Raw genomic sequence first — 19,815 nt, forward strand, 5'->3', positions numbered from 1 at the left:
TTTTGTCTCGTTGGTTGTCAAAGCAGGTCGGGTACGTAGCGGGGTGCTGCGGTGAGGCCGCCGTCGACGCGCAGGTCGGTGCCGGTGGTGAAGCCGGCGGCGTCGGAGGCCAGATAGACAGCGGCTTCGGCCACTTCGGACGGTTTGCCGATGCGGCCGAGCGGGTGCATCTTGACCCAGGCCTTGGCGAGATTGCCGCCGATCTCCTTGACCAACTTGTCGTTCATCGGCGTGTTGATGGTTCCGGGCGAGATCGAGTTGACGCGGATGTTGAGCGGGCCGAACTCGACCGCCATCTGGCGCGTCATCGCCATCACCGCACCCTTGGCGCCGGCATAGGCGGTCCAGCCGTCGAGCCCGATATGACCTTGCGCCGAGGCCATGTTGATGATCGAGCCGGATTTCTGCGCGATCATGTGCGGCAGCGCATATTTGCAGCCGCGGAACACGCTGGTCAGGTTGACCGCGATCAGCCGGTGCCACTGCTCGTCGGTCATTTCGTGAACCGGCATGCCGCCGATGGCGATAGCGGCATTGTTGACCAGAATATCGAGATGGCCGGTCTTGGCGACGGCTGCGGCGATGAGGGCGGCGATATCGGCCTCCTCCGCCACGTCGCAATGGACGTAGTCGGCGCGGTGGCCGGCGGCGCGCAGTTCCGCCGCGAATTTTTCACCCTTCTCGTCGGCGATGTCGCCGAGGACGACGTGCGCGCCCTCACGCGCCATCGCCTCGCTGATCGCGTGGCCGATGCCGTCGGCGGCGCCGGTGACGATTGCGGTTTTCCCTTTGAGACGATCCATATCAGCCTCCAATGGCGCGCCGGCGCTTTGCTTCGTCGAAGGCGACGGCGGCAATGATGATCATGCCGGTGATGACCAGTTGCCACTCGGTCGGCAGGCCGAGACCGCGCAGCCCGTTGGACAGGAATTGCAGGATCAGCACGCCAAGCGCCATGCCGGTCAGGCTGCCGATGCCGCCGGCAAGGCTCACGCCGCCGAGCACGGTGGCAGCGACGACCTGGAACTCGAAATTCAGCCCGGCCGTATGCTGGGCAGAGCCGACGCGGGCGGCCAGGATGATGCCGGCAACCGTTGCCAGCAGTGCGCTGATGATGAAGCAGATGAACTTGACGCGGCGCACGTCGTAGCCTGCCAGCCGTGCCACTTCCGGATTGCCGCCGACGGCATAGATCTGCCGTCCGAACGGCCGGTGCTGCATGATGTAGGCGAAGACGGCGAGCAGGACGATGGCGATGACCGCCGAATAGGGAATGACATTGAACAGGCGGCCGTCCGACAGCGCAATGAAGCTGTCGAGCGCGGCATCGTCGGGGATGGCGCGCTGGCCGGTGTAGAGATAGACGCCGCCGCGCATGATGAACATCGTGCCCAGCGTCACGATCAGCGAGTTGATGCCGGCATAGGCCGTCAGATAGCCGTTCACCACGCCGATGATCAGCCCGAACAGCAGCGCACCACTGATGCCGAGCAGCAGCGAGTTGGTTTCGTTCATGATGATGATCAGCGGCAGGGCGATGGTCGCCAGCAGCGACCCTATCGAGATGTCGACCTCGCCGGACATGAAGACGATGGCGCAGCCGATGCCGGCGGTGAGCGCCAGCGACGCCTGTCCGAGCACATTGGTGATGTTGCGCACCGAGAAGAAGTTCTCTGCCGTCAGGGAAAAGAACGCAATCACCAGGATCAGGCAAAGCAGCAGGGCGAGCTCCTGCCGCGCCAGGAATCGTGCCAGCATGGATGGCCCGGCTTTGATGGACTGGGTGCCTGCAAGACTCATCGCTTGCTCCCTTTGCGAAGCGTCATCATCTTATCCGATCGCCGCATTGAGGATTTTCTCCTGCGTGGCCTCGTCGCGAGGCATGATCGCGGTGAGGCGGCCTTCGCACATCACCGCGATGCGGTCTGCAAGGCCCAGCAGTTCGGGCATTTCGGACGTCATCATGACGACCGCCAAGCCTTCGCCGGCGAGCCGGTCGATGAGCGCGAAAATCTCCGACTTGGCGCCGACGTCGATGCCGCGGGTCGGTTCGTCGACGACGATCACCTTGAGACCGCGCATCAGCCAGCGCGAGATCAGCACTTTCTGCTGATTGCCGCCGGACAGGTTCTTGACCTGCTGGAACAGGCTGGGCGTCCTGATGCGAAAACGGTCGACATAGTCCTGCACCGCCTTGCGTTCCCTGGCCTTGTCGACGAAGCCCATTCTGGCGAAGGCACCGAGCGAGGCGAGGCTGGCATTCTGGTAGACCGGCAGCTCGCCCATCAGCCCTTCGCTCTTGCGATCCTCGGTGAGCAGTCCGATGCCGAGCCGGACGCCGGTGTGGGTGTCGTGCGGCAGCAGCCGGCTGCCATCGACCGAAATGGCGCCGGAAGTGATCGGGTCGTAACCGACGATGGCCTTGGCGAGCTCCGTCCGGCCGGCCCCCATGAGGCCGAAGAAGCCGAGGACCTCGCCGGCATGCGCCTCGAACGATACGTCCTTCAGCTTCCTGGCGGTGCTGAGCCCTTCAACGGAAAGCGCGACCTTGCTGCCCGGCGCGCCGCGTTTGCGCGGGAACAGGTTTTCGATGCGCCGGCCGATCATGTCCTGGATCAGCGTATCGTTGGTGTGCTCGCCGATCGGCCTGGTCGAGACGTGACGGCCATCGCGCAGCACGGTCACGGTGTCGGCGATCTCGAAGACCTCGTCGAGCTTGTGGCTGACATAGAGCACCGCGATGCCGAGAGCGGCCAACCGGCGGATGACGGTGAACAGCAGCGAGACCTCGTTCGGCGTCAGCGAGGAGGTAGGCTCGTCCATCACCACGACGCGGGCTTCATGGGCGAGCGCGCGGGCGATCTCGACCATCTGCTGCTGGCTGACCGGCAGCGATCCCGTGCGCGCCGCCGGGTCGACGTTGAAGCCGATGCGCTTGAACAGAGCGGCCGCATCGGCACGGATCTTCTTCCAGTCGATCGAGCCGCCCTTGCCGGTCGGATAGCCCTCGAGGAAGATGTTTTCGGCGACGCTGAACTCGGCGATCAGCGCGATCTCCTGGAACACCACCTTGATGCCGTCTTTCAGGCTGTCGCGCGGCGACTTGATGTCGGCCTCACGGCCGCGCAGGCGGATGGTGCCGGCATCCTTGCCGTAGACCCCGGCCATGATCTTGATCAGCGTCGACTTGCCGGCGCCGTTCTCGCCCATCAGGGCGTGGATCTTGCCGGGTTCCAGGGTGAGGTCGACATTGTCCAGCGCCACCACGCCGGGAAAGCGCTTGCCGATGCCGCGCATCTCGAGCGCCGGCACGCTTTTATCGACGGCCGCGGTTTTGCCGGGGTGGAGGAAATCAACCGACATTGGCTCTGTTCCGGACGATGTCGAGATAGGTCGCCAGGATGATGACGATGCCAGGCACCACCATCTGCAGGTCCTGGTTCCAGCCGAGGATGATGATGCCGTTGTCGATGACCTTCAGCACCAGCACGCCCAGCAATGTGCCGAGCAGCGAGCCGCGGCCGCCAAGCAGGCTGGTGCCGCCGAGGATGACGGCGGCAATCACAGTCAGCTCGAAGCCGCGGCCGGCGGTCGGCTGGCCGGCATTCATCAGCGACGACAGGATCATGCCGGCAATGCCGACGCAAAGGCCGGTGACGACGAAGGCGAACAGTTTCAGGCGTTGCGAGCGCACGCCGGAGAGGCGAACCGCCCGCTCATTGGCGCCGACCGCGTAAAGATAGCGGCCGAGCGTGGTGATGCGCAGCGTTGCCGCGGCCAGCGCGAAAATCAGCGCGGCAATCACCACCGGCAGCGGGATCGCGCCGATATAGCCGGCGCCGAGATCGGTGAAGCTTGCAAGCCGGTGGTGGTTCTGCACCGCTTCGCGGGTGAACAGATAGACGCCGCCCTGCAGCATCATCATGGTGCCGATGGTGGCGATCAGCGAGTTCACCTTGAGCCTGGTGACAACCAGCCCGTTGAACAGGCCGACCGCACCGGAAAAGGCGAGCGCCGCCAGCAGGCCGAGCGTCAGGCTGTGCGTTGAATTGAGTACGGCCATGCCGATGCAGCCGACAAAGGCCAGCGACGCACCGACCGACAGGTCGACTTCAGCGGTGATGATCAGCATCGTCATGCCGGAGGCGACGATCAGCACCAGCGCGCATTGGCGCAGGATGGCGATGATGTTGGCCTCGGAATAGAATTGCGGCGCCGCAATCGAAATGGCGATGCAGAGCACGGCCAGGATCACGCCGAGCACCAGCTGGCTGCTGCCCAGCAGCTGGCCGCCGATGAAACGCCTTGGCGCGGAGGATTGCGTAAGCTCGCTCATGTCCATTTCATTTTCGGGCAGCGTCGCCGTTTGGAACTTGCCGGCCAAAACAGGGCGGTTGACCTGTTTTCCCGTCTGCATCCGGTCCGATGCCCTTCCCGCCGCGCGGGAAGGGCTACCCGGAATCCTTACTTCTTCAGGTCAGCGGAAGTTTTCATGCATTTTTCCGGTGGCTGGAGCGCATTGACGGCATCCCATTTGATCGTTCGTGTGGTGCCATCGTAGTCGTAGAACGTCTTCCAGTCGTCGCCGTTCATCGGCGCGGTCGGGCTGACGATGTGTTCCGGCACCTCTTCGCCGTTGAAGAGCTTAACCGCTGCATCGATGGCGGTGTAGCCTTCCTTTTCCGGGAACATCGCGGCCTCGATGCGATAGGACGGCTCGTTCTGCATCGCATTGATGAAGGCAAGGCCTTCGCCGCCGGTGCCGACCGTCAACAGGCCATCCTGCGACTTGCCGGCCGCTTTCCAGGCCTGGAGGCCGCCGAGCGACGAGGAATCGTTGATGCCGTAGATGATGTTGATGTCGGCGTTCTTGGCAAGTGCCGCCGAAGAGACTTCGAGCGCGCGGTCCGGATTGCCGCCGCCGTCGAGGTCGTGGACCATGACCGCGTCGGGGACGATGGTCTTGAGGCCGTCCATGAAACCCTGCGAACGCAGCACCGTGGCGGACAGCAGCGGCAGGCCGACATTCATCACCTTGGCTTTGCCTTCGAGCTTTTCCTTGGCGTATTTGCCGGCTTCAACGCCGGCGGTGTAGCCGGTGTCGTAGTCGCAGATCGCGACCATGGTGGTCATGCCCTTGACCGGATTGCCTTCGAGCACGACCGGAACGTTGTTGGATTTCGCCTGGCGCAGCAGCGGCACGACGCCTTCCTCGTTGACGGGCGTGATGATCAGGACGTCAACGCCCTTGGCCATGAAATCTTCGGCGGCGGAGACCTCCTTGGCAACGTCCAGATTGGCGTCCTGCACCTCGAGCTCGATACCGAGTTCCTTGGCGCGGGACTGCATGCCCTTGATAACGTTCTGATACCATTCATGCGTGGCGTAGTTGGTGACGTAGCCGATGCGCTTCGGCATGTTTTCGGCGTGTGCCGCGGCGGCGCTCAGAGCCAGCGCGGCCGCCGAGGCAAACAGCATTGATTTGGACCAGTTCATGTTTCTTCTCCCTGTATTTCTTGTCAGTTGCTGAACGGATAGTCCCGCCGTTCCGGGTCGGCACGTGAAGGGTAGGCAGCTTCACCCGCGCCCAGCGCCGCCGATATCGTCTCGGCGGCCGCCTTAGTCCGTTCAAAGACGGTCTTGCGATCGAAGCGGGCGGCCTTTTGCGGCAGGAACGGGACTGTGAGCGCGGCAATGACCGCGCCGGTATGGTCGCGCACCGGCATCGAGATGTTGGTGCAGCCCTCGACAGCCAGCGAGGCGCGCATTTCATAGCCGAGCCTTGCGACGTCGTTCAGCCGCGCTTCGATTTCCGCCCGGCTGCCTTGGCCTTCGCCCGCAGCGACGATCCGTTCGACGATGCGGTCGCGCTCGGCGCGGCTCGAATGCGCCAGCAGCACCGCGCCGGAGCTCGTTTCGAGGATCGGGAAATGTGAGCCGAGGGCAACCGAATAACGCATCGGCAAAGGCGAATCGATCTGCAGCACGACCAGCGCGCTCTCGCCTTCGCGCACGACCAGATGGCAGCTCTGATCGGCATTGGCGGCGAGGCCACGCATTACCGGCAGCGCGCATTCAACCAGGCGGTTTACCGGCGGATGCATATGCGCCAGCTCGAATAGCTTCAGCGACAGGCGGAAGCGGTCCGATTGCGTCCGGAAAATGTAGCCGCGCTTCTCCAGCAGCAGCAGGATGCGGTAGATCTCGTGAATGGAGCGCCCCATTCCGGTGGCGATCTCGGTCTGGGTCAGCGGCTCGCCGCTGGCAGCCATGAATTCCAGGATATCGAGCGCCTTCTCCACCGCCGGCACGCGATAGCCGTTGCGGCCGCTTTCGCCTTCGTCGACGATCTGGGCAATATCGGTGGCCATTACGCGACGCTCCGTTGCGGCTGGCCATGCCTGGTCTCGCGATAGAGCCGGTTCAGCCGATCCGCGAGCTCGGCCGCCGGCAATTCGCCGGCGATGGCCGCGGCAGCATGAGGGGCGCATTGGCGGAAGAAGCTGATGAAGCCCGTATGGGTCGGGCGCAGATAGGAGGCTTCGATCGTCGCCAGCGTCGAGGCGAAGAAGCCGCCCGAGAGCGCGTTGACCTCGGCATCCTGCCACGCCGCCAGCGATCCCGGCTGTCCGCCGGATTTCACATAGTCGCCGCGCTGATAGCCGGGCGAGCACAGAAACAGCGCGTAATCGATGGCTGCCTGCTTGTGTTTCGATTGGGCGCTGACGCCGATGCCGGCGCCGCCGAGCAAGGCGCCGGCGGATCGCGGCGTCGGCACATCGGCGAAGCGCAGATACGGCCTGTCTGCCTTGAAGGCATAGTTCACATAGCCGAAGGCGAACGGCACGTAGACCACATCGTCATGCGCGATCATATGATCGTAGCAGCGGATCGGGTTCCATTTCGGCGAGTCCGGATGCGACAGCGCCGCAAGCTGGCGCAATTGCCCAACGGCCTGCTCGATTTTTTCCCTGGCAATGAACTCGTCGCCGTCTTCCCGCGGTTCGCCCAGCGTCAAAAGCAGGCACATGGCGTCAGTCGGCACCAACGGCAGCCCAAGCCATTTGCCGTCCTTCAAGGCGCGCCGGCCGAGCTCCAGCACCTCGTCATGGCTGCGCGGCAGCGGCCCGTAGCGCTCCAAGAGATCGGGGCGATACGAGGCAACCTGGCAGGCAGCATCGATCGGCAACGCCCATTGGCGCCCGTCCCTTGCGTAGGATTGCCAGGATGCGCCGACCGAATCCCGTTCGAAGCCGCGGCGCTGCTCAGCCGACAAATCGAACGGCACCATCAGCCCGCCTTCGGCAATATCGCCGATGAACGGATGGTCGAACACGACAAGATCATAGGCGCCGAGCACCGGACCAAGCGCGCCCTCGCCGAACTCGTAGAGGCTGCGGCGGTCCCATTCGATCTCAAGACCGGGATTGGCGGCACAATACGGCCCGATGCTGGCGTCGAGCGGACCCCAGCAGCGTCGGTGATCCCACGCGAGACCGCGCAGTCTTGTCATGCCCGAAATTCCTCCCTGAACCACCCAGCCGATTAGTAGCAACTATTTTCACCTAGACAAGTAATTTTTACATACGCAAAACCAGTCTCGACTTCGTTTGGCAGGGAAACCGCCCCAACCGCCGCTGGTGCGCATCGCATTGTCGCCGGCCTTCAACCAAAGGCTGCGACGGGTCTGGCTTTTTGGAACTTTCGCGACGAACATACGTTCGGTTGGCGCAACCATCTTGAGCAGCATCATTGGGCAGCGTCACTGGATTCAGCGCCGAGTCGTAGGGAGCGGACGAAATGGCCCAACTGTGGGCGCGGCCATGAACCGGTTTGCCGCCTTGGCATTCGCCACGTTTCTGGCGATAACTTCGATCTGGGTACTGTTTCTGGTTTCTTAAGATTTGGCTTTGGTTGCGTGGGATTTGCCGCTGGTTTGTTAGGATTTGGAGGGGTTCTCGACAGGTTGACCGCTTAACGACATCCACGGCATGTGGTTCTGCCAGCCGGAGCCGCGTGCGTGAAGAAACTGTCGCCAGGAGCACACCGGCGCGCACATTCGGGGTTGGCAGCCACGCTGCCTGCAACGTTCCAATCGGTTTTCAGGAAACGGCGAGATCTCATGTTGCTGAGGGCGATCGTTCGAAACTGTGCCGTTCTTGGCCGCGTCGGCGCGACGACGCTACTTGCCGGGCTGCTTGCCGGCTGCCAGGGCGGCGTGCTCGACCCTCACGGGCCAGTCGGCGCGGCGCAGCGCACGATCCTGCTCAATTCGGTTGCCATCATGCTGGCCATCGTCATCCCGACGATCGTGGCGACGCTCGGCTTTGCCTGGTGGTTCCGGGAAACCAACACAAGAGCGCGGTATCTGCCGGAATGGGCCTATTCCGGACGCATCGAACTGGTGGTCTGGTCGATCCCCATCCTCGTCATCCTGTTTCTGAGCGGCATCATCTGGATCGGGTCGCATGACCTCGATCCAATGAAGCCGCTGGATTCCCAGCAACAGCCGCTTGAGGTGCAGGTCGTCTCGCTCGACTGGAAATGGCTGTTCATCTACCCCGAGCAGAACGTCGCGAGCATCAACCAGCTCGTGGTGCCGGCGGGCAGGCCGGTGCATTTCTCGCTTACCTCGGCAAGTGTCATGAACGCGTTCTTCGTGCCTCAGCTCGGCGGCATGATCTACACGATGAACGGCATGACGACGCAGCTTCACCTGCAGGCGGACCAGCAGGGCGAATTCTATGGGCGGTCGGCCCATTTCAGCGGCGACGGCTTTCCAGGCATGCAATTCGTGCTGCATGCTGTCGCGGTGGACGACTTCGACGCGTTCGTCAATTCGGCGCGAAGCCAGGGACAGGCACTCGACAAGGCCAGCTACCAGGAACTGGCCCGACAGAGCCTGGACGTGCCGCCTTCGACCTATCGCTCGGTCGAGCCGGATCTTTTCCATGAAATCGCGACGCAGGGCGTTCCGCCCGCGCCCGGCCCCCAGGCCGGTCGCCCCGAGCCGAGCGTATCGCCCAAGACAGGAGGCTGACAATGCTCGGAAAATTGAGCTGGGACGTCATTCCGTTCGATCAGCCTCTGCCGATGATCGCCTCGGCGGTCGTCGCCCTGGCAATCCTCGGCGTGCTGGCCTGGGTCTTCCTGGCCGGCCATTTCCCCTATCTGTGGCGCGAATGGATCACAAGCGTCGATCACAAGCGGATCGGCGTCATGTACACGCTGCTGGCGCTGCTGATGCTGCTGCGCGGCTTCAGCGACGCCATCATGATGCGGTCCCAGCAGGCCCTCGCCTTCCAGGCGCCCGGCTATCTGCCGCCCGACCACTTCAACCAGGTCTTTTCCGCCCACGGCACCATCATGATCTTTTTCGGGGCGATGCCGTTCGTCATCGGCCTGATGAACCTGGTCGTGCCGCTGCAGCTCGGCGTCCGCGACGTTGCCTTTCCAACGCTCAACTCGGTGAGTTTCTGGCTCACCGCCACCGGTGCGCTGCTGGTCAACATCTCGCTGGTGATCGGCGAATTCGCGCGCACCGGATGGCTGCCCTATCCGCCGCTCAGCGAGACCGCCTACTCGCCGGGCGTCGGCGTCGATTATTATCTGTGGGCAGTGCAGATAGCGGGCGTCGGAACGCTGCTCACCGGCATCAATTTCGTCACCACGATCCTGAAGATGCGGGCGCCCGGCATGAGTTACCTCAGGATGTCGATGTTCTGCTGGACCTCACTCGCCGCCAGCTTGCTCATCGTCGCCGCGTTCCCGGTCCTCACCGCGACGCTCGCGATGCTGACGCTCGACCGCTATTTCGGCTTTCATTTCTTCACCAATGAAGCCGGCGGCAACATGCTGATGTTCGTGAACCTGATCTGGGCCTGGGGCCATCCCGAGGTCTACATCCTCGTCCTGCCGGCGTTCGGCATCTTCTCGGAGGTTATCTCCACGTTCTCCAGCAAGCCGCTGTTCGGCTACCGCTCGATGGTGGCCGCGACGCTCTTCATCTGCATCGTCTCCTTCATGGTGTGGCTGCACCACTTCTTCACCATGGGAGCCGGCGCCGACGTCAACGCCGCGTTCGGCATCGCCACCAGCATTATCGCTGTCGGTACCGGCGTGAAGATCTACAACTGGATGTTCACTATGTATGGCGGCCGCATCCGCTTCGCGACGCCAATGCTGTGGTCGCTGGGCTTCATGGTGACGTTCGTCATCGGCGGCATGACGGGCGTGTTGCTGGCCGTGCCGCCGGCCGATTTCCTGCTCCACAACAGCCTGTTCCTGGTGGCGCATTTCCATAACGTCATCATCGGCGGTGTGCTGTTCGGCGCCTTCGCGGGATATACCTACTGGTTTCCCAAGGCATTCGGATTCCGGCTGCACGAGGGCTGGGGCAAGCTGGCCTTCTGGCTGACGCTGATCGGCTTCTACGCCACCTTCGTGCCGCTCTACACCGTCGGCCTGCTCGGCATGACCCGCCGCATGCAGCATTTCGACGTGCCGGCCTGGTATCCCTGGGTGCTGGTTGCCGGCGCCGGCATGTTAATCACCACCGCCGGCGTGGTCGCCCAGGTCATTCAGCTCGTCGTCAGCATCCGACAGCGCGCGGCGCTTCGCGATGTCACCGGGGATCCCTGGGACGGGCGTTCGTTGGAATGGGCCACACCCTCGCCGCCGCCGGTCTTCAACTTCGCCGCGCTTCCGCATGTCGAGGGCGAAGAGCCCTACTGGAGCATCAAGCAGCGGGCACGCGAGCAAAACCGGCTGCGCGACGAGCCTGAATACGAGCCGATCGAGATGCCGCGCAACAGTCCCACCGGGTTCATCTGCGCCTTCTTTGCGACCGTGATGGGTTTCGCCCTCATCTGGCACATCTGGTGGATGGTGGCGCTCGGCGCGCTCGGTGCTTTCGCCACCTTCGTCGTATTCGCGTGGCGCGACATACCCGAATACGTCATTCCTGCCGCCGAAGTCGCCCGGATCGACCGCGCCAACCGAAGTGCCCGCCGCGAGGCGCTGGCCACGTATACGGGGCCAAGGCCATGACCGCGATCGACGTTCGAGAGCGTGACCCCTACCACCTCGGCCATCGCGGGCACGGCCATGCCCCCGGCCATGGCGACGGCGGACCGGCACCGATCCGGATCGTCGTCGGCTACGGCTTCTGGATCTTCCTTCTGAGCGACATCGTGATGTTCTCGGCCTTCTTTGCGGCCTACGCCGTGCTGGCGGGCAAGACGGCGGGCGGACCAAGCGGAGCCGAGCTGTTCGACCTGCGCAACGTCGCGATCGAGACGGCGGCCCTGCTGTTGTCGAGCTTTACCTGCGGTCTCGCCAGCCTCGCCGTGACCGCGCGGCGAAGCTCCTGGTTCTATGTTGCGATGGCTGTCACTTTCGTGCTCGGCGCCAGCTTCATCCTGCTCGAGCTGCGCGAGTTCGCGCATATGATTGCCCGCGATGCCGGACCGACGCGCAGCGCCTTCCTGTCGGCGTTCTTCACGCTGGTGGGATGCCATGGCCTGCACGTGACGGCGGGGCTGCTGTGGCTGCTCACGATGATGGCGCAGATCTTCGCCAAGGGATTCCGCGACGATATTCTTCGGCGTTTCATGTGCTTCAGCCTGTTCTGGCACGCCCTCGACATCATCTGGGTCGCCCTGTTCACGGTGGTCTATCTCCTGGGAGCAAGTCGATGAGCAATGCTGACGACCGCCATGCGCAAAGGCGCGACACCGATGGCCTGGAGCGCTACGACATCGATACGGCGCCGGGTGACGAATACCTCGGCGACGCCGAGGTCGGATCCGGGTTACGCGGCTATGTGATCGGCCTCGGGCTGGCAACGCTGTTGACCATCGCCTCGTTCTGGTTGCTCGGAACCAACCTTATATGGGCACCGGGCATCCCGGTGGCGCTGATTGTGCTGGCGATCGCGCAGATGGGCGTGCATCTCGTCTTCTTCCTGCATATCACGACGGGGCCGGACAACACCAACAACGCCCTGGCGCTTGCCTTCGGCGTGCTGATCGTCGTCCTGGTGATCGGCGGCTCGATCTGGATCATGGCCAACCTCGACCACAATTTGATGCCGACGAATGCGATCATGAACATGAACCGCTAGTGACAGTTCCGGCCGTTGGCCGCAGTTCATGCGACAGCCAGCTCGGTCTCAAGCCCGTTCGAATGTGTCGACGACCTCGGCCGCTCCCAGGGCGCGGGGCGCGGCCTCCTTGAGCACATCCATCACCCTGTCTGAGGCTCCCGCATAAAAACCATGAGCCGCCGATGTTCCGATCGCCGCAACTCGGTCAAACCGGATAGCGCGCCGTTGCCCGGAACATTCGCCGAGGAAGCGGGTTTTTCGGTTCGGACGCATCGCCGCGGAATAACGGCAATGGGCCCGGCAATGGACGAAGGGCGGCGCGACATGACCGGGCTAAGCGGCACACAATCGGGCGGAGCAAAAGGTGTTGTGGTCGCGTTCTCCGCGCCGGGCGGCGAGACCATCTATGCCCACGAATGGGAGACCGTCGCTGCCGTCGCGCGCACGATTGCGGCGTTGAAGGGATTTTCCTTCCGCCAGGGCCTGCGTGACTGGGGCGGTGACAACGGCGGGCTGTATTTCGTGCCGGACGACAGCCTGCTTGCCGCCGATGCGGTCCAACTGGGCATCAACGGGCCCGACGACCTCTTCGGCGGTGTGGTGCCCTGGCGCCTCGCAACCACCAAGGCCATAACCCACGAGCTGGTGGACGGGTCGGCGGCACGGCCAAAAGATTGGCCAGCCGGCTTCGGCAGCGCCGTCGGCGCGGCCGTACTGCCCGGCTACACCGCATTTTCACGCGATGACGCGCTGCGCGCAGCGGAACGTCTGCTGCAGCTCGGGCTGGTCCGGTTCAAGCCACCGCGCGCTTCGCGGGGCCGCGACCAGCACACCGCCGCGACGGTCGCCGATATCGAAAGGCTGCTGGAACGATATCCATCCTCCGACCTAAGCGAATACGGGCTTGTTCTCGAAACGGAGCTTCGCGACATTGTCACGCTGAGCATTGGCAGAACCGCGATCGACGGAACATCGGTCAGCTATTACGGCGTGCAGCGGATGACCGCCGACAATGCCGGACAGCCCGTTTACGGCGGATCCGATCTGGTCGTCGTGCGCGGCGGATGGGAAGCGCTCGACAGGCTGCAGCTGTCTCCGGCGCTGACTTTGGCTGTGGCGCAGGCGAGGACCTACGACGCGGCGATGCTTGGCCATCCCGGATTCTTCGCCTCGAGGCGCAACTACGACATCGGCCAAGGTGTCGATTCCTCGGGCATCTGGCGATCGGGTGTGCTGGAAGCCAGCTGGCGGATCGGCGGCAGCAGCACGGCAGAGCTTGCGGCAATGGAGGCCATGACGCGTGACCCCGACGTACAGCTCGTGCATGCGTGCGCGGTCAAGCAATTCGGCAACACCGCGCAGATGCCGCTGGATGCAGAAATCCACTTCCACGGAGAGGACCCCGTGGAGGGCCAAATCACGCGTTATACCGTCGTCACGCAGGCGATCCGAGGACCCGTCAGGAAGCCAGCCGATCGTCATTTTAGGTCGAAGTGAACACGCTTTTGGCAGGGAACATCCGCGAATGGCCCGAGTTTGTTTCAGGCAGCCAGCCATTCAGAAACCGGAGGAAAAAATGATCGAGATGATTTCCGCTCCCCAAAACGTCGCTGCCTTTCGTGTCGCCGGCACTGTGACGGCGGAGGACTACGAAAAAATCATCCCGGCCATCGAAGCGAAACTGAGCGACCACAAGGACATCGGCGTCCTGACTGACCTTACCGACTTCGAAGACATGACGGCTGGCGCCTTACGGCGCGACCTGCAGTATGGGCTGAGCAAACTCCGCGAGCTCCACCGCTTCAAACGTGCCGCCGTGATTTCCGACAAGCAGTGGATCAAGGCAGCCACGGAAATGACGGACGCGCTGTTTCCGCAAATCGAGGCGCGGGTGTTCCCGGAAGACGAAAAGGCTCAGGCCCTGAAATGGGTAGCGGCCGTACAATAGCGGCGTTGCCTGGAGGAGTGGCCATGCCCTACGACAAACGACAGGATCCGGAAGGCCTCTGGGAGGTCTATGACAGCGAGAGCGACGAAGCCGTCGTGGTCGGCGGGTTGCCGCTTTCCGGTCTCGACGAGAGCGAAGCCGGTGAAGCGATTGAAAAGCTCAATCGGGGCGAGCTGACGTCGGACAACATCCCCGAGACGGTTCGGTCAGGGTGGCCTCCGACCAAGGACGGATTGTGATGACAACCGGACGGACGTCACCGAGGACGACCGGTCGCGGATCTACGGCGAGGCCTTGACGCCTAACGCGCGGGCCTTGTCCTCGAAGTCGTCGCGAATGTCCTCGATCGTCGGCAGATGCAGGCGTCGCAGCTGGGCGTGCAACTTTTTGGCAGCGTCGGAATTCAGGTCGCGCTTGAAATTGGTCGCGACCTCCTCAGCCGAGCCGTAACGGCGATAGCGCTCGATCTCGGTCTTCGTGGCCTGCTGAACATGTTCGAGCATCTTGCGCTCGGCATCGGATTTTCCGTCGGGTTTGGCCCGCATGACCGGATTGAAGGCTTTGCTGATAACGAATTCGACGAGTTCTTGCTGGGCGTGAGCCATGCTTGTTCTCCCTCGAAGAAGGCCTGTGTGGGCTTGGAACGGTTTCGCGGAAACGCCGAACCGCTCAATCTTTTTGTTTTGACGCAATTCCGAACGGAAAATCGTTCCACGCTTTTCCTGGAATTGCTCTAACCGCGGCAGCAATTGAAGGTTCCGTAGCTTCGTTACCGCTACAGGTCACGGGCGAAGGTCACAGCCGCGCTTTGGTGGTGCGCGGCGTTGCCAGGAGCAGGCTTGTTTCGCTGCCGGTAATTCCGGGGATCAGGCGGATACGTCTCAGCACCGCATCGAACTCGCTCAGCGTCTGGGTTCCGAGTTCTATCACCAGATCCCAACGGCCATTGGTGGTGTGGATCGTCGAGACCTCGGAGAAGCCGCCCAGCGCCCGGATGACGCGATCTGCGGCATGGCCTTCGATTTCGATCATCATGATGCCACGCACCCGCTGATCGACCGCGTCGGCGCGTAGAATGACGGTGTAGCCGACGATGACGCCTCCTCTTTCAAGTCGCTCGATCCGGGACCTTACCGTTGCCCGGGAGACACCCAGGCTAACGGCAAGGTCGGAAATGCTGCGCCGGGCGTCATGCCGCAAAGAGGTGATGATCTGCTCGTCGAGCTGGTCCATGATTGCTCACAACGGAAGTAGATGCTGCCACTATGGTAAGGCACTTCGACAAATTTGCCAATTTGATATGTTCATTCTTCCAGCGATGCGGGGTTCACTAAAGGCATCGTAATTTGGTGGGGTACGAGAATGCACTGCGTGATCGTGGGAGCACCGATCCAGGCCGGCTCTGGCCGGATGGGCTGCGAGATGGGGCCGAGCGCGCTGCGCACGGCCGGTCTGGCCGGCGCGCTGACCGAGCTTGGCCATACGCTGACCGACCTCGGAACGATTGTCCCTGCCGACATGCGCCCTGTCGTACACGGCAACGCGGTGGTGAAGGCGCTGCCGGAAATCGCCGCCTGGACGGCAGCGATCAGCGAAACCGCCTATGCTGCGAGCGCCGACGCAATGCCGATCTTTCTCGGCGGCGACCACAGCATTTCGGCCGGCACGCTCGCCGGCATTGCCCGCCGGGCAGCGAATGCCGGCCGGCCGCTCTTCGTGCTGTGGCTCGACGCCCACCCCGATTTTCATACGCTCGACACGACGACCAGCGGCAATCTGCATGGCGTGCCGCTGGCCTATGCCAGCGGGCAGCCCGGCTTCGAGGGCTATTTCCCCCGCCTCGCGGCGCAGGTGGACCCGGCTCGCATATGCGCGCTGGGAATCCGCAGCGTGGACCTGGCGGAACGGGATGCGTTGCGCAGAGCCGGCGTGACGGTCCACGACATGCGTTCGATCGACGAGCACGGCATCGCGCAACTGCTTCGCGCCTTTCTCGAACGGGTGAGCGCCGCCAACGGCATGCTCCATGTCAGCCTCGATGTCGATTTTCTCGACCCGTCGATCGCGCCGGCGGTGGGCACCACCGTTCCCGGCGGCGCCACCTTCCGCGAGGCGCATCTGGCGATGGAAATGCTGCATGACAGCGAGCTCGTCACCAGTCTCGACCTGGTCGAACTCAACCCCTTTCTCGACGAGCGCGGCCGCACCGCCACGCTTTTGGTCGACCTGACCGCAAGCCTGATGGGCCGGCGGATCATGGATCGCCCGACGAGGGGGTTCTGAGCCATGACCGTCAATTTGAACATCGTTCCGTTCGTCAGCGTCGACCGCATGATGAAGCTGGTGCTTGCCATCGGCATCGAGCGCTTCCTGGTCGAGCTTGCCGCCTATATCGAAGAGGATTTCAGGCGTTGGGAGCTGTTCGACAAGACGCCGCGCGTCGCCTCGCACAGCATTGACGGCGTCATCGAGCTGATGCCGACCAGCGACGGGCAGCTTTACGGCTTCAAATACGTCAACGGGCATCCGAAGAACACGCGTGACGGCCGCCAGACCGTGACCGCTTTCGGCGTGCTTGCCGATGTCGGCAACGGCTATCCGATGCTGCTTTCGGAAATGACCATCCTGACTGCCCTGCGAACGGCGGCCAGCTCGGCGGTCGCGGCGAAATACCTCGCTCCCGGGGCCGCCAGATGCATGGCGATCATCGGCAACGGCGCGCAATCGGAATTTCAGGCTATTGCGTTCAAGGCGCTGCTTGGCGTCGACAGGCTGCGCCTCTACGATATCGACCCGGCGGCCTCGACCAAATGCATGAAGAACCTTGCCGGCATGGGTTTCGACATCAAGCTCTGCGCGTCGGCGCAGGAGGCCGTTGAAGGTGCACAGATCATCACCACGGTAACCGCCGACAAGCGATCGGCAACAATCCTGACCGACAACATGGTCGGGTCCGGCGTGCACATCAACGCGGTCGGCGGCGACTGCCCGGGCAAGACCGAGCTGCATCGCGACATTCTGCTGCGCTCGGATATTTTCGTCGAATATCCGCCGCAGACGCGCATCGAAGGCGAGAGCCAGCAGCTCGATGCGGACCATCCGATCACCGAATTGTGGCAGGTGATGACAGGAAAGGCAGCAGGCCGGACGGACGCCGGACAGATCACGCTGTTTGATTCCGTCGGCTTTGCGATCGAGGATTTTTCCGCGCTACGCTACGTCCGCGATCAGCTTCAGCGGACCGGCCTTTACGAGGAACTAGACCTTCTGGCCGATCCCGATGAGCCGCGTGACCTGTTCGGCATGCTGCTGCGCGCCGAAAAAGTGGCCGGGCTGGCGGTTGCCCGCAGCTGAGCTGCGATCCCGTCGGTCAGTCCTTCTTTTCCTGGTACAGGCGCTCGGTCGCGCGCTCGCTTTCCCTGCGCTCCGCCGGGCCGCGACGGCGCTGGGTGAGCAGGGCGTAGGCGATCAGGATTGCCAGCAGCAGTGGACCGCCTGCAACAACGAGCAACCACAAACTAGTCTCAAACATCGAACCGTCTCCTTTCCCTCACAACCGGGAAGGACCAGAACCGTTCCTCCGTCTTGTCGGAGGTCGCCCGCACCGCGTGGCGTGATTCAGGATTTTGTGCCTCGAGCAGGACGTTCCACGCCTTGTCGGCATGCAGGATGCTCTTATCTAGAGTCTTATCATTCGGTCACAGGCACTCTCTGCAAAGTGAAGGGAACCACAAGGGCTTTCCGACATTTGGTTGTTCAAGAGACAAACGTGCAGCCACACCGGCTCCGGGGCTAGGAATACCATGCGTGAGAATCAATCCGACGTCTTCGATCTGTTTTCCGAGGTTTACAAGAATGCGGCGCAGGAGGAGATAAGCCTCCAGCAATATCTGCTTGCCTGCCGCGAGGACAAGTCGATGTACGCCTCGGCGCCCGAGCGGATGGTCGAGGCGATCGGCGAGCCGACCTTTGTCGATACCAGCAAGGACGAGCGGCTTGGCCGTATTTTTTCGAACCGGACGATCAAGATCTATCCGACCTTCGCCGACTTTTACGGCATGGAGGATACGATCGAGCGTATCGCCGGTTATTTCCGCTATGCCTCGCAAGGGCTCGAGGAACGCAAGCAGATCCTGTATCTCCTCGGCCCGGTCGGCGGCGGCAAGTCCTCGCTTGCGGAGCAGTTGAAAAGGCTGATGGAGCAGCGTCCGATCTATACGCTGAAGGTCGGCGGCCAGGTCAGCCCGGTCTTCGAATCGCCGCTCGGGCTGTTCGACCCCGACCGCATGGGCGACCTTTTGGAGGACAAATACGGCATCGCCCGGCGGCGGCTGAACGGCCTGATCTCGCCCTGGGCGGCCAAGCGCCTCGACGAATTGTCCGGCGACATCTCCAAATTCAGCGTCGTCAAGCTGATGCCGTCCAGGCTTCGCCAGATCGGCATCGCCAAGACCGAGCCGGGCGACGAGAACAACCAGGACGTTTCGGCCCTGGTCGGCAAGGTCGACATCAGGCAGCTGGAAAACTTCAGCCAGTCCGATCCGGATGCCTATTCCTATAGCGGCGGCCTGAACCGGACGACGCAAGGACTGCTCGAATTCGTCGAGATGTTCAAGGCGCCGATCAAGGTGCTGCATCCGCTGCTGACCGCGACCCAGGAAGGCAGCTACAACGGCACCGAGAATTTCGGCGCTTTCCCCTATCAGGGCATCATCGTTGCCCATTCCAACGAATCGGAATGGCTGCAGTTCAAGAACAACAAGAACAACGAGGCGTTCCTCGACCGCATCCTGGTGGTCAAGGTGCCGTATTGCCTGCGGGTCACGGAAGAGCGGCAGATCTACGAGAAGCTGTTGCGCGAAAGCGAATTGGCCTCCAGCCCCTGCGCTCCGGAAGTGCTCGATATCCTCAGCCGGTTCACCGTTTCGACCCGCCTGGCCGAACACGACAATTCGCCGCTCTACACCAAGATGCGCGTCTATGACGGCGAGAACCTCAAGGAAACCGATCCCAAGGCGAAGTCGGTCCAGGAGTACCGAAACGCGGCCGGTGTCGATGAAGGCATGACCGGCGTCAGCACCCGCTTCGCCTTCAAAATCCTGTCGCAGACCTTCAACTACGACACCGAAGAGGTCGCCGCCGATCCGGTGCATCTGATGTACATCCTGGAAGAGGCGATCAAGCGCGAGCAGTTCCCGAAGGAAACCGAGGCGGACTATCTCGATTTCATAAAGTCGGAGCTCGCCACCCGTTATGCCGAGTTCATCGGCCACGAGATCCAGAAGGCCTATCTGGAATCCTACAGCGAATACGGCCAGAACCTGTTCGACCGCTACATCGCCTATGCCGATGCCTGGATCGAGGATCAGGACTTCAAGGATACCGATACCGGCCAGATCCTCAATCGCGAGGTTTTGGACAACGAACTGTCGCAGGTCGAAAAGCCGGCCGGCATCGCCAATCCCAAGGACTTCCGCAACGAAGTGGTGAAGTTCACGCTGCGCGCGCGGGCCAGAAACCACGGCCGTAACCCGTCATGGACAAGCTATGAAAAGCTGCGCGAAGTCATCGAGAAGCGGATGTTCGGGCAGGTCGAAGATCTGCTGCCGGTGATCAGCTTCGGCTCCAAGCAGGACAGCGTGACGGAGAAGCGGCATACCGAATTCGTGCAGCGGATGATCCAGCGCGGTTACACCGAGCGCCAGGTCCGCCGGCTGGTGGACTGGTACATGCGGGTGAACAAGGCGGGTTGAAGCCAGCC

Annotated in this window: 20 protein-coding genes; 10 read left to right on the top strand and 10 right to left on the bottom strand. The window is 62.7% G+C overall.

From position 1 onward, the window contains the following. Positions 1-17: 17 nt before the first annotated feature. The 7 genes from NKH29_RS06960 to NKH29_RS06990 form a co-directional block, all read right to left on the bottom strand. A complete protein-coding gene (locus NKH29_RS06960; RefSeq protein ID WP_352852189.1) occupies positions 18-803 on the bottom strand; it encodes an SDR family NAD(P)-dependent oxidoreductase in 786 nt (261 codons plus the stop codon). Position 804: 1 nt separating this feature from the next. Continuing rightward, a complete protein-coding gene (locus NKH29_RS06965) occupies positions 805-1,800 on the bottom strand; it encodes an ABC transporter permease (protein WP_352791047.1) in 996 nt (331 codons plus the stop codon). A 30-nt stretch (positions 1,801-1,830) separates the two neighbouring features. Continuing rightward, on the bottom strand, positions 1,831-3,363 hold the full coding sequence (locus tag NKH29_RS06970) for a sugar ABC transporter ATP-binding protein (protein ID WP_352791045.1): 1,533 nt from the start codon (positions 3,361-3,363) through the stop codon (positions 1,831-1,833). Beyond that, positions 3,353-4,336, bottom strand: a complete 984-nt coding sequence (locus NKH29_RS06975) for an ABC transporter permease (RefSeq protein WP_352791043.1) — start codon at positions 4,334-4,336, stop codon at positions 3,353-3,355. Before NKH29_RS06975 ends, NKH29_RS06970 begins: the two co-directional genes overlap by 11 nt. Positions 4,337-4,464: 128 nt before the next feature. Continuing rightward, a complete protein-coding gene (locus tag NKH29_RS06980) occupies positions 4,465-5,496 on the bottom strand; it encodes a sugar ABC transporter substrate-binding protein (protein WP_352999268.1) in 1,032 nt (343 codons plus the stop codon). Between the two features lie 23 nt (positions 5,497-5,519). Continuing rightward, positions 5,520-6,371, bottom strand: a complete 852-nt coding sequence (locus tag NKH29_RS06985; protein ID WP_352999269.1) for an IclR family transcriptional regulator — start codon at positions 6,369-6,371, stop codon at positions 5,520-5,522. Next, on the bottom strand, positions 6,371-7,513 hold the full coding sequence (locus tag NKH29_RS06990; protein WP_352495079.1) for an extracellular solute-binding protein: 1,143 nt from the start codon (positions 7,511-7,513) through the stop codon (positions 6,371-6,373). The genes NKH29_RS06985 and NKH29_RS06990 overlap by 1 nt, the downstream gene beginning before the upstream one ends. 609 nt (positions 7,514-8,122) lie before the next feature. Between NKH29_RS06990 and cyoA the strand changes: the two genes are divergently transcribed. The 7 genes from cyoA (at position 8,123) to NKH29_RS07025 (ending at position 14,293) form a co-directional block, all read left to right on the top strand. Beyond that, the gene (cyoA, locus tag NKH29_RS06995) at positions 8,123-9,040 is read left to right on the top strand and encodes a ubiquinol oxidase subunit II (RefSeq protein WP_352963245.1); all 918 of its coding nucleotides are present in this window, start codon (positions 8,123-8,125) and stop codon (positions 9,038-9,040) included. A 2-nt stretch (positions 9,041-9,042) separates the two neighbouring features. Then, complete coding sequence (gene cyoB / locus NKH29_RS07000) at positions 9,043-11,049, top strand: cytochrome o ubiquinol oxidase subunit I (RefSeq protein ID WP_352963243.1); 2,007 nt, start codon at positions 9,043-9,045, stop codon at positions 11,047-11,049. Beyond that, the gene (cyoC, locus tag NKH29_RS07005) at positions 11,046-11,699 is read left to right on the top strand and encodes a cytochrome o ubiquinol oxidase subunit III (protein WP_352640329.1); all 654 of its coding nucleotides are present in this window, start codon (positions 11,046-11,048) and stop codon (positions 11,697-11,699) included. Before cyoB ends, cyoC begins: the two co-directional genes overlap by 4 nt. Next, positions 11,696-12,124 carry a cytochrome o ubiquinol oxidase subunit IV gene (cyoD, locus tag NKH29_RS07010; protein WP_023720496.1) on the top strand — a complete coding sequence of 143 codons (429 nt, stop codon included), beginning with the start codon at positions 11,696-11,698 and terminating at the stop codon, positions 12,122-12,124. Before cyoC ends, cyoD begins: the two co-directional genes overlap by 4 nt. Positions 12,125-12,397: 273 nt before the next feature. After that, a complete protein-coding gene (locus NKH29_RS07015; protein WP_352963241.1) occupies positions 12,398-13,603 on the top strand; it encodes a DUF3182 family protein in 1,206 nt (401 codons plus the stop codon). Positions 13,604-13,682: 79 nt separating this feature from the next. After that, positions 13,683-14,054, top strand: coding sequence for a SpoIIAA family protein (locus NKH29_RS07020; RefSeq protein WP_352859073.1), 372 nt, complete (start codon positions 13,683-13,685; stop codon positions 14,052-14,054). Positions 14,055-14,077: 23 nt separating this feature from the next. Beyond that, on the top strand, positions 14,078-14,293 hold the full coding sequence (locus NKH29_RS07025) for a hypothetical protein (RefSeq protein WP_352481451.1): 216 nt from the start codon (positions 14,078-14,080) through the stop codon (positions 14,291-14,293). A gap of 42 nt (positions 14,294-14,335) precedes the next feature. On the opposite strand, the gene NKH29_RS07030 is transcribed toward NKH29_RS07025, so the two are convergent. Together NKH29_RS07030 and NKH29_RS07035 are read right to left on the bottom strand one after the other, a co-directional pair. Further along, a complete protein-coding gene (locus NKH29_RS07030) occupies positions 14,336-14,659 on the bottom strand; it encodes a hypothetical protein (RefSeq protein ID WP_352481450.1) in 324 nt (107 codons plus the stop codon). A 190-nt stretch (positions 14,660-14,849) separates the two neighbouring features. Further along, positions 14,850-15,287, bottom strand: a complete 438-nt coding sequence (locus tag NKH29_RS07035; protein ID WP_352481449.1) for an Lrp/AsnC family transcriptional regulator — start codon at positions 15,285-15,287, stop codon at positions 14,850-14,852. A gap of 129 nt (positions 15,288-15,416) precedes the next feature. On the opposite strand from NKH29_RS07035, the gene rocF reads away from it, so the two are divergent. Together rocF and ocd are read left to right on the top strand one after the other, a co-directional pair. Further along, positions 15,417-16,337 (top strand): arginase, encoded by a 921-nt coding sequence (rocF, locus tag NKH29_RS07040; RefSeq protein WP_352999271.1) that lies wholly within the window; start codon positions 15,417-15,419, stop codon positions 16,335-16,337. 3 nt (positions 16,338-16,340) lie between these two features. Continuing rightward, positions 16,341-17,408, top strand: a complete 1,068-nt coding sequence (ocd, locus tag NKH29_RS07045) for an ornithine cyclodeaminase (RefSeq protein ID WP_023720502.1) — start codon at positions 16,341-16,343, stop codon at positions 17,406-17,408. A 16-nt stretch (positions 17,409-17,424) separates the two neighbouring features. Here the strand turns inward: ocd and NKH29_RS07050 are convergent, their stop codons facing one another. Then, positions 17,425-17,586 carry a hypothetical protein gene (locus NKH29_RS07050; RefSeq protein ID WP_023720503.1) on the bottom strand — a complete coding sequence of 54 codons (162 nt, stop codon included), beginning with the start codon at positions 17,584-17,586 and terminating at the stop codon, positions 17,425-17,427. A 271-nt stretch (positions 17,587-17,857) separates the two neighbouring features. On the opposite strand from NKH29_RS07050, the gene NKH29_RS07055 reads away from it, so the two are divergent. Continuing rightward, entirely contained in the window at positions 17,858-19,807 is a 1,950-nt protein-coding gene (locus NKH29_RS07055) for a PrkA family serine protein kinase (protein WP_023720504.1), read from the top strand. The last annotated feature ends 8 nt before the right edge of the window (positions 19,808-19,815 follow it).

Source organism: Mesorhizobium sp. M1295, from assembly GCF_040318135.1.
In the GTDB taxonomy this organism is placed as follows: domain Bacteria; phylum Pseudomonadota; class Alphaproteobacteria; order Rhizobiales; family Rhizobiaceae; genus Mesorhizobium.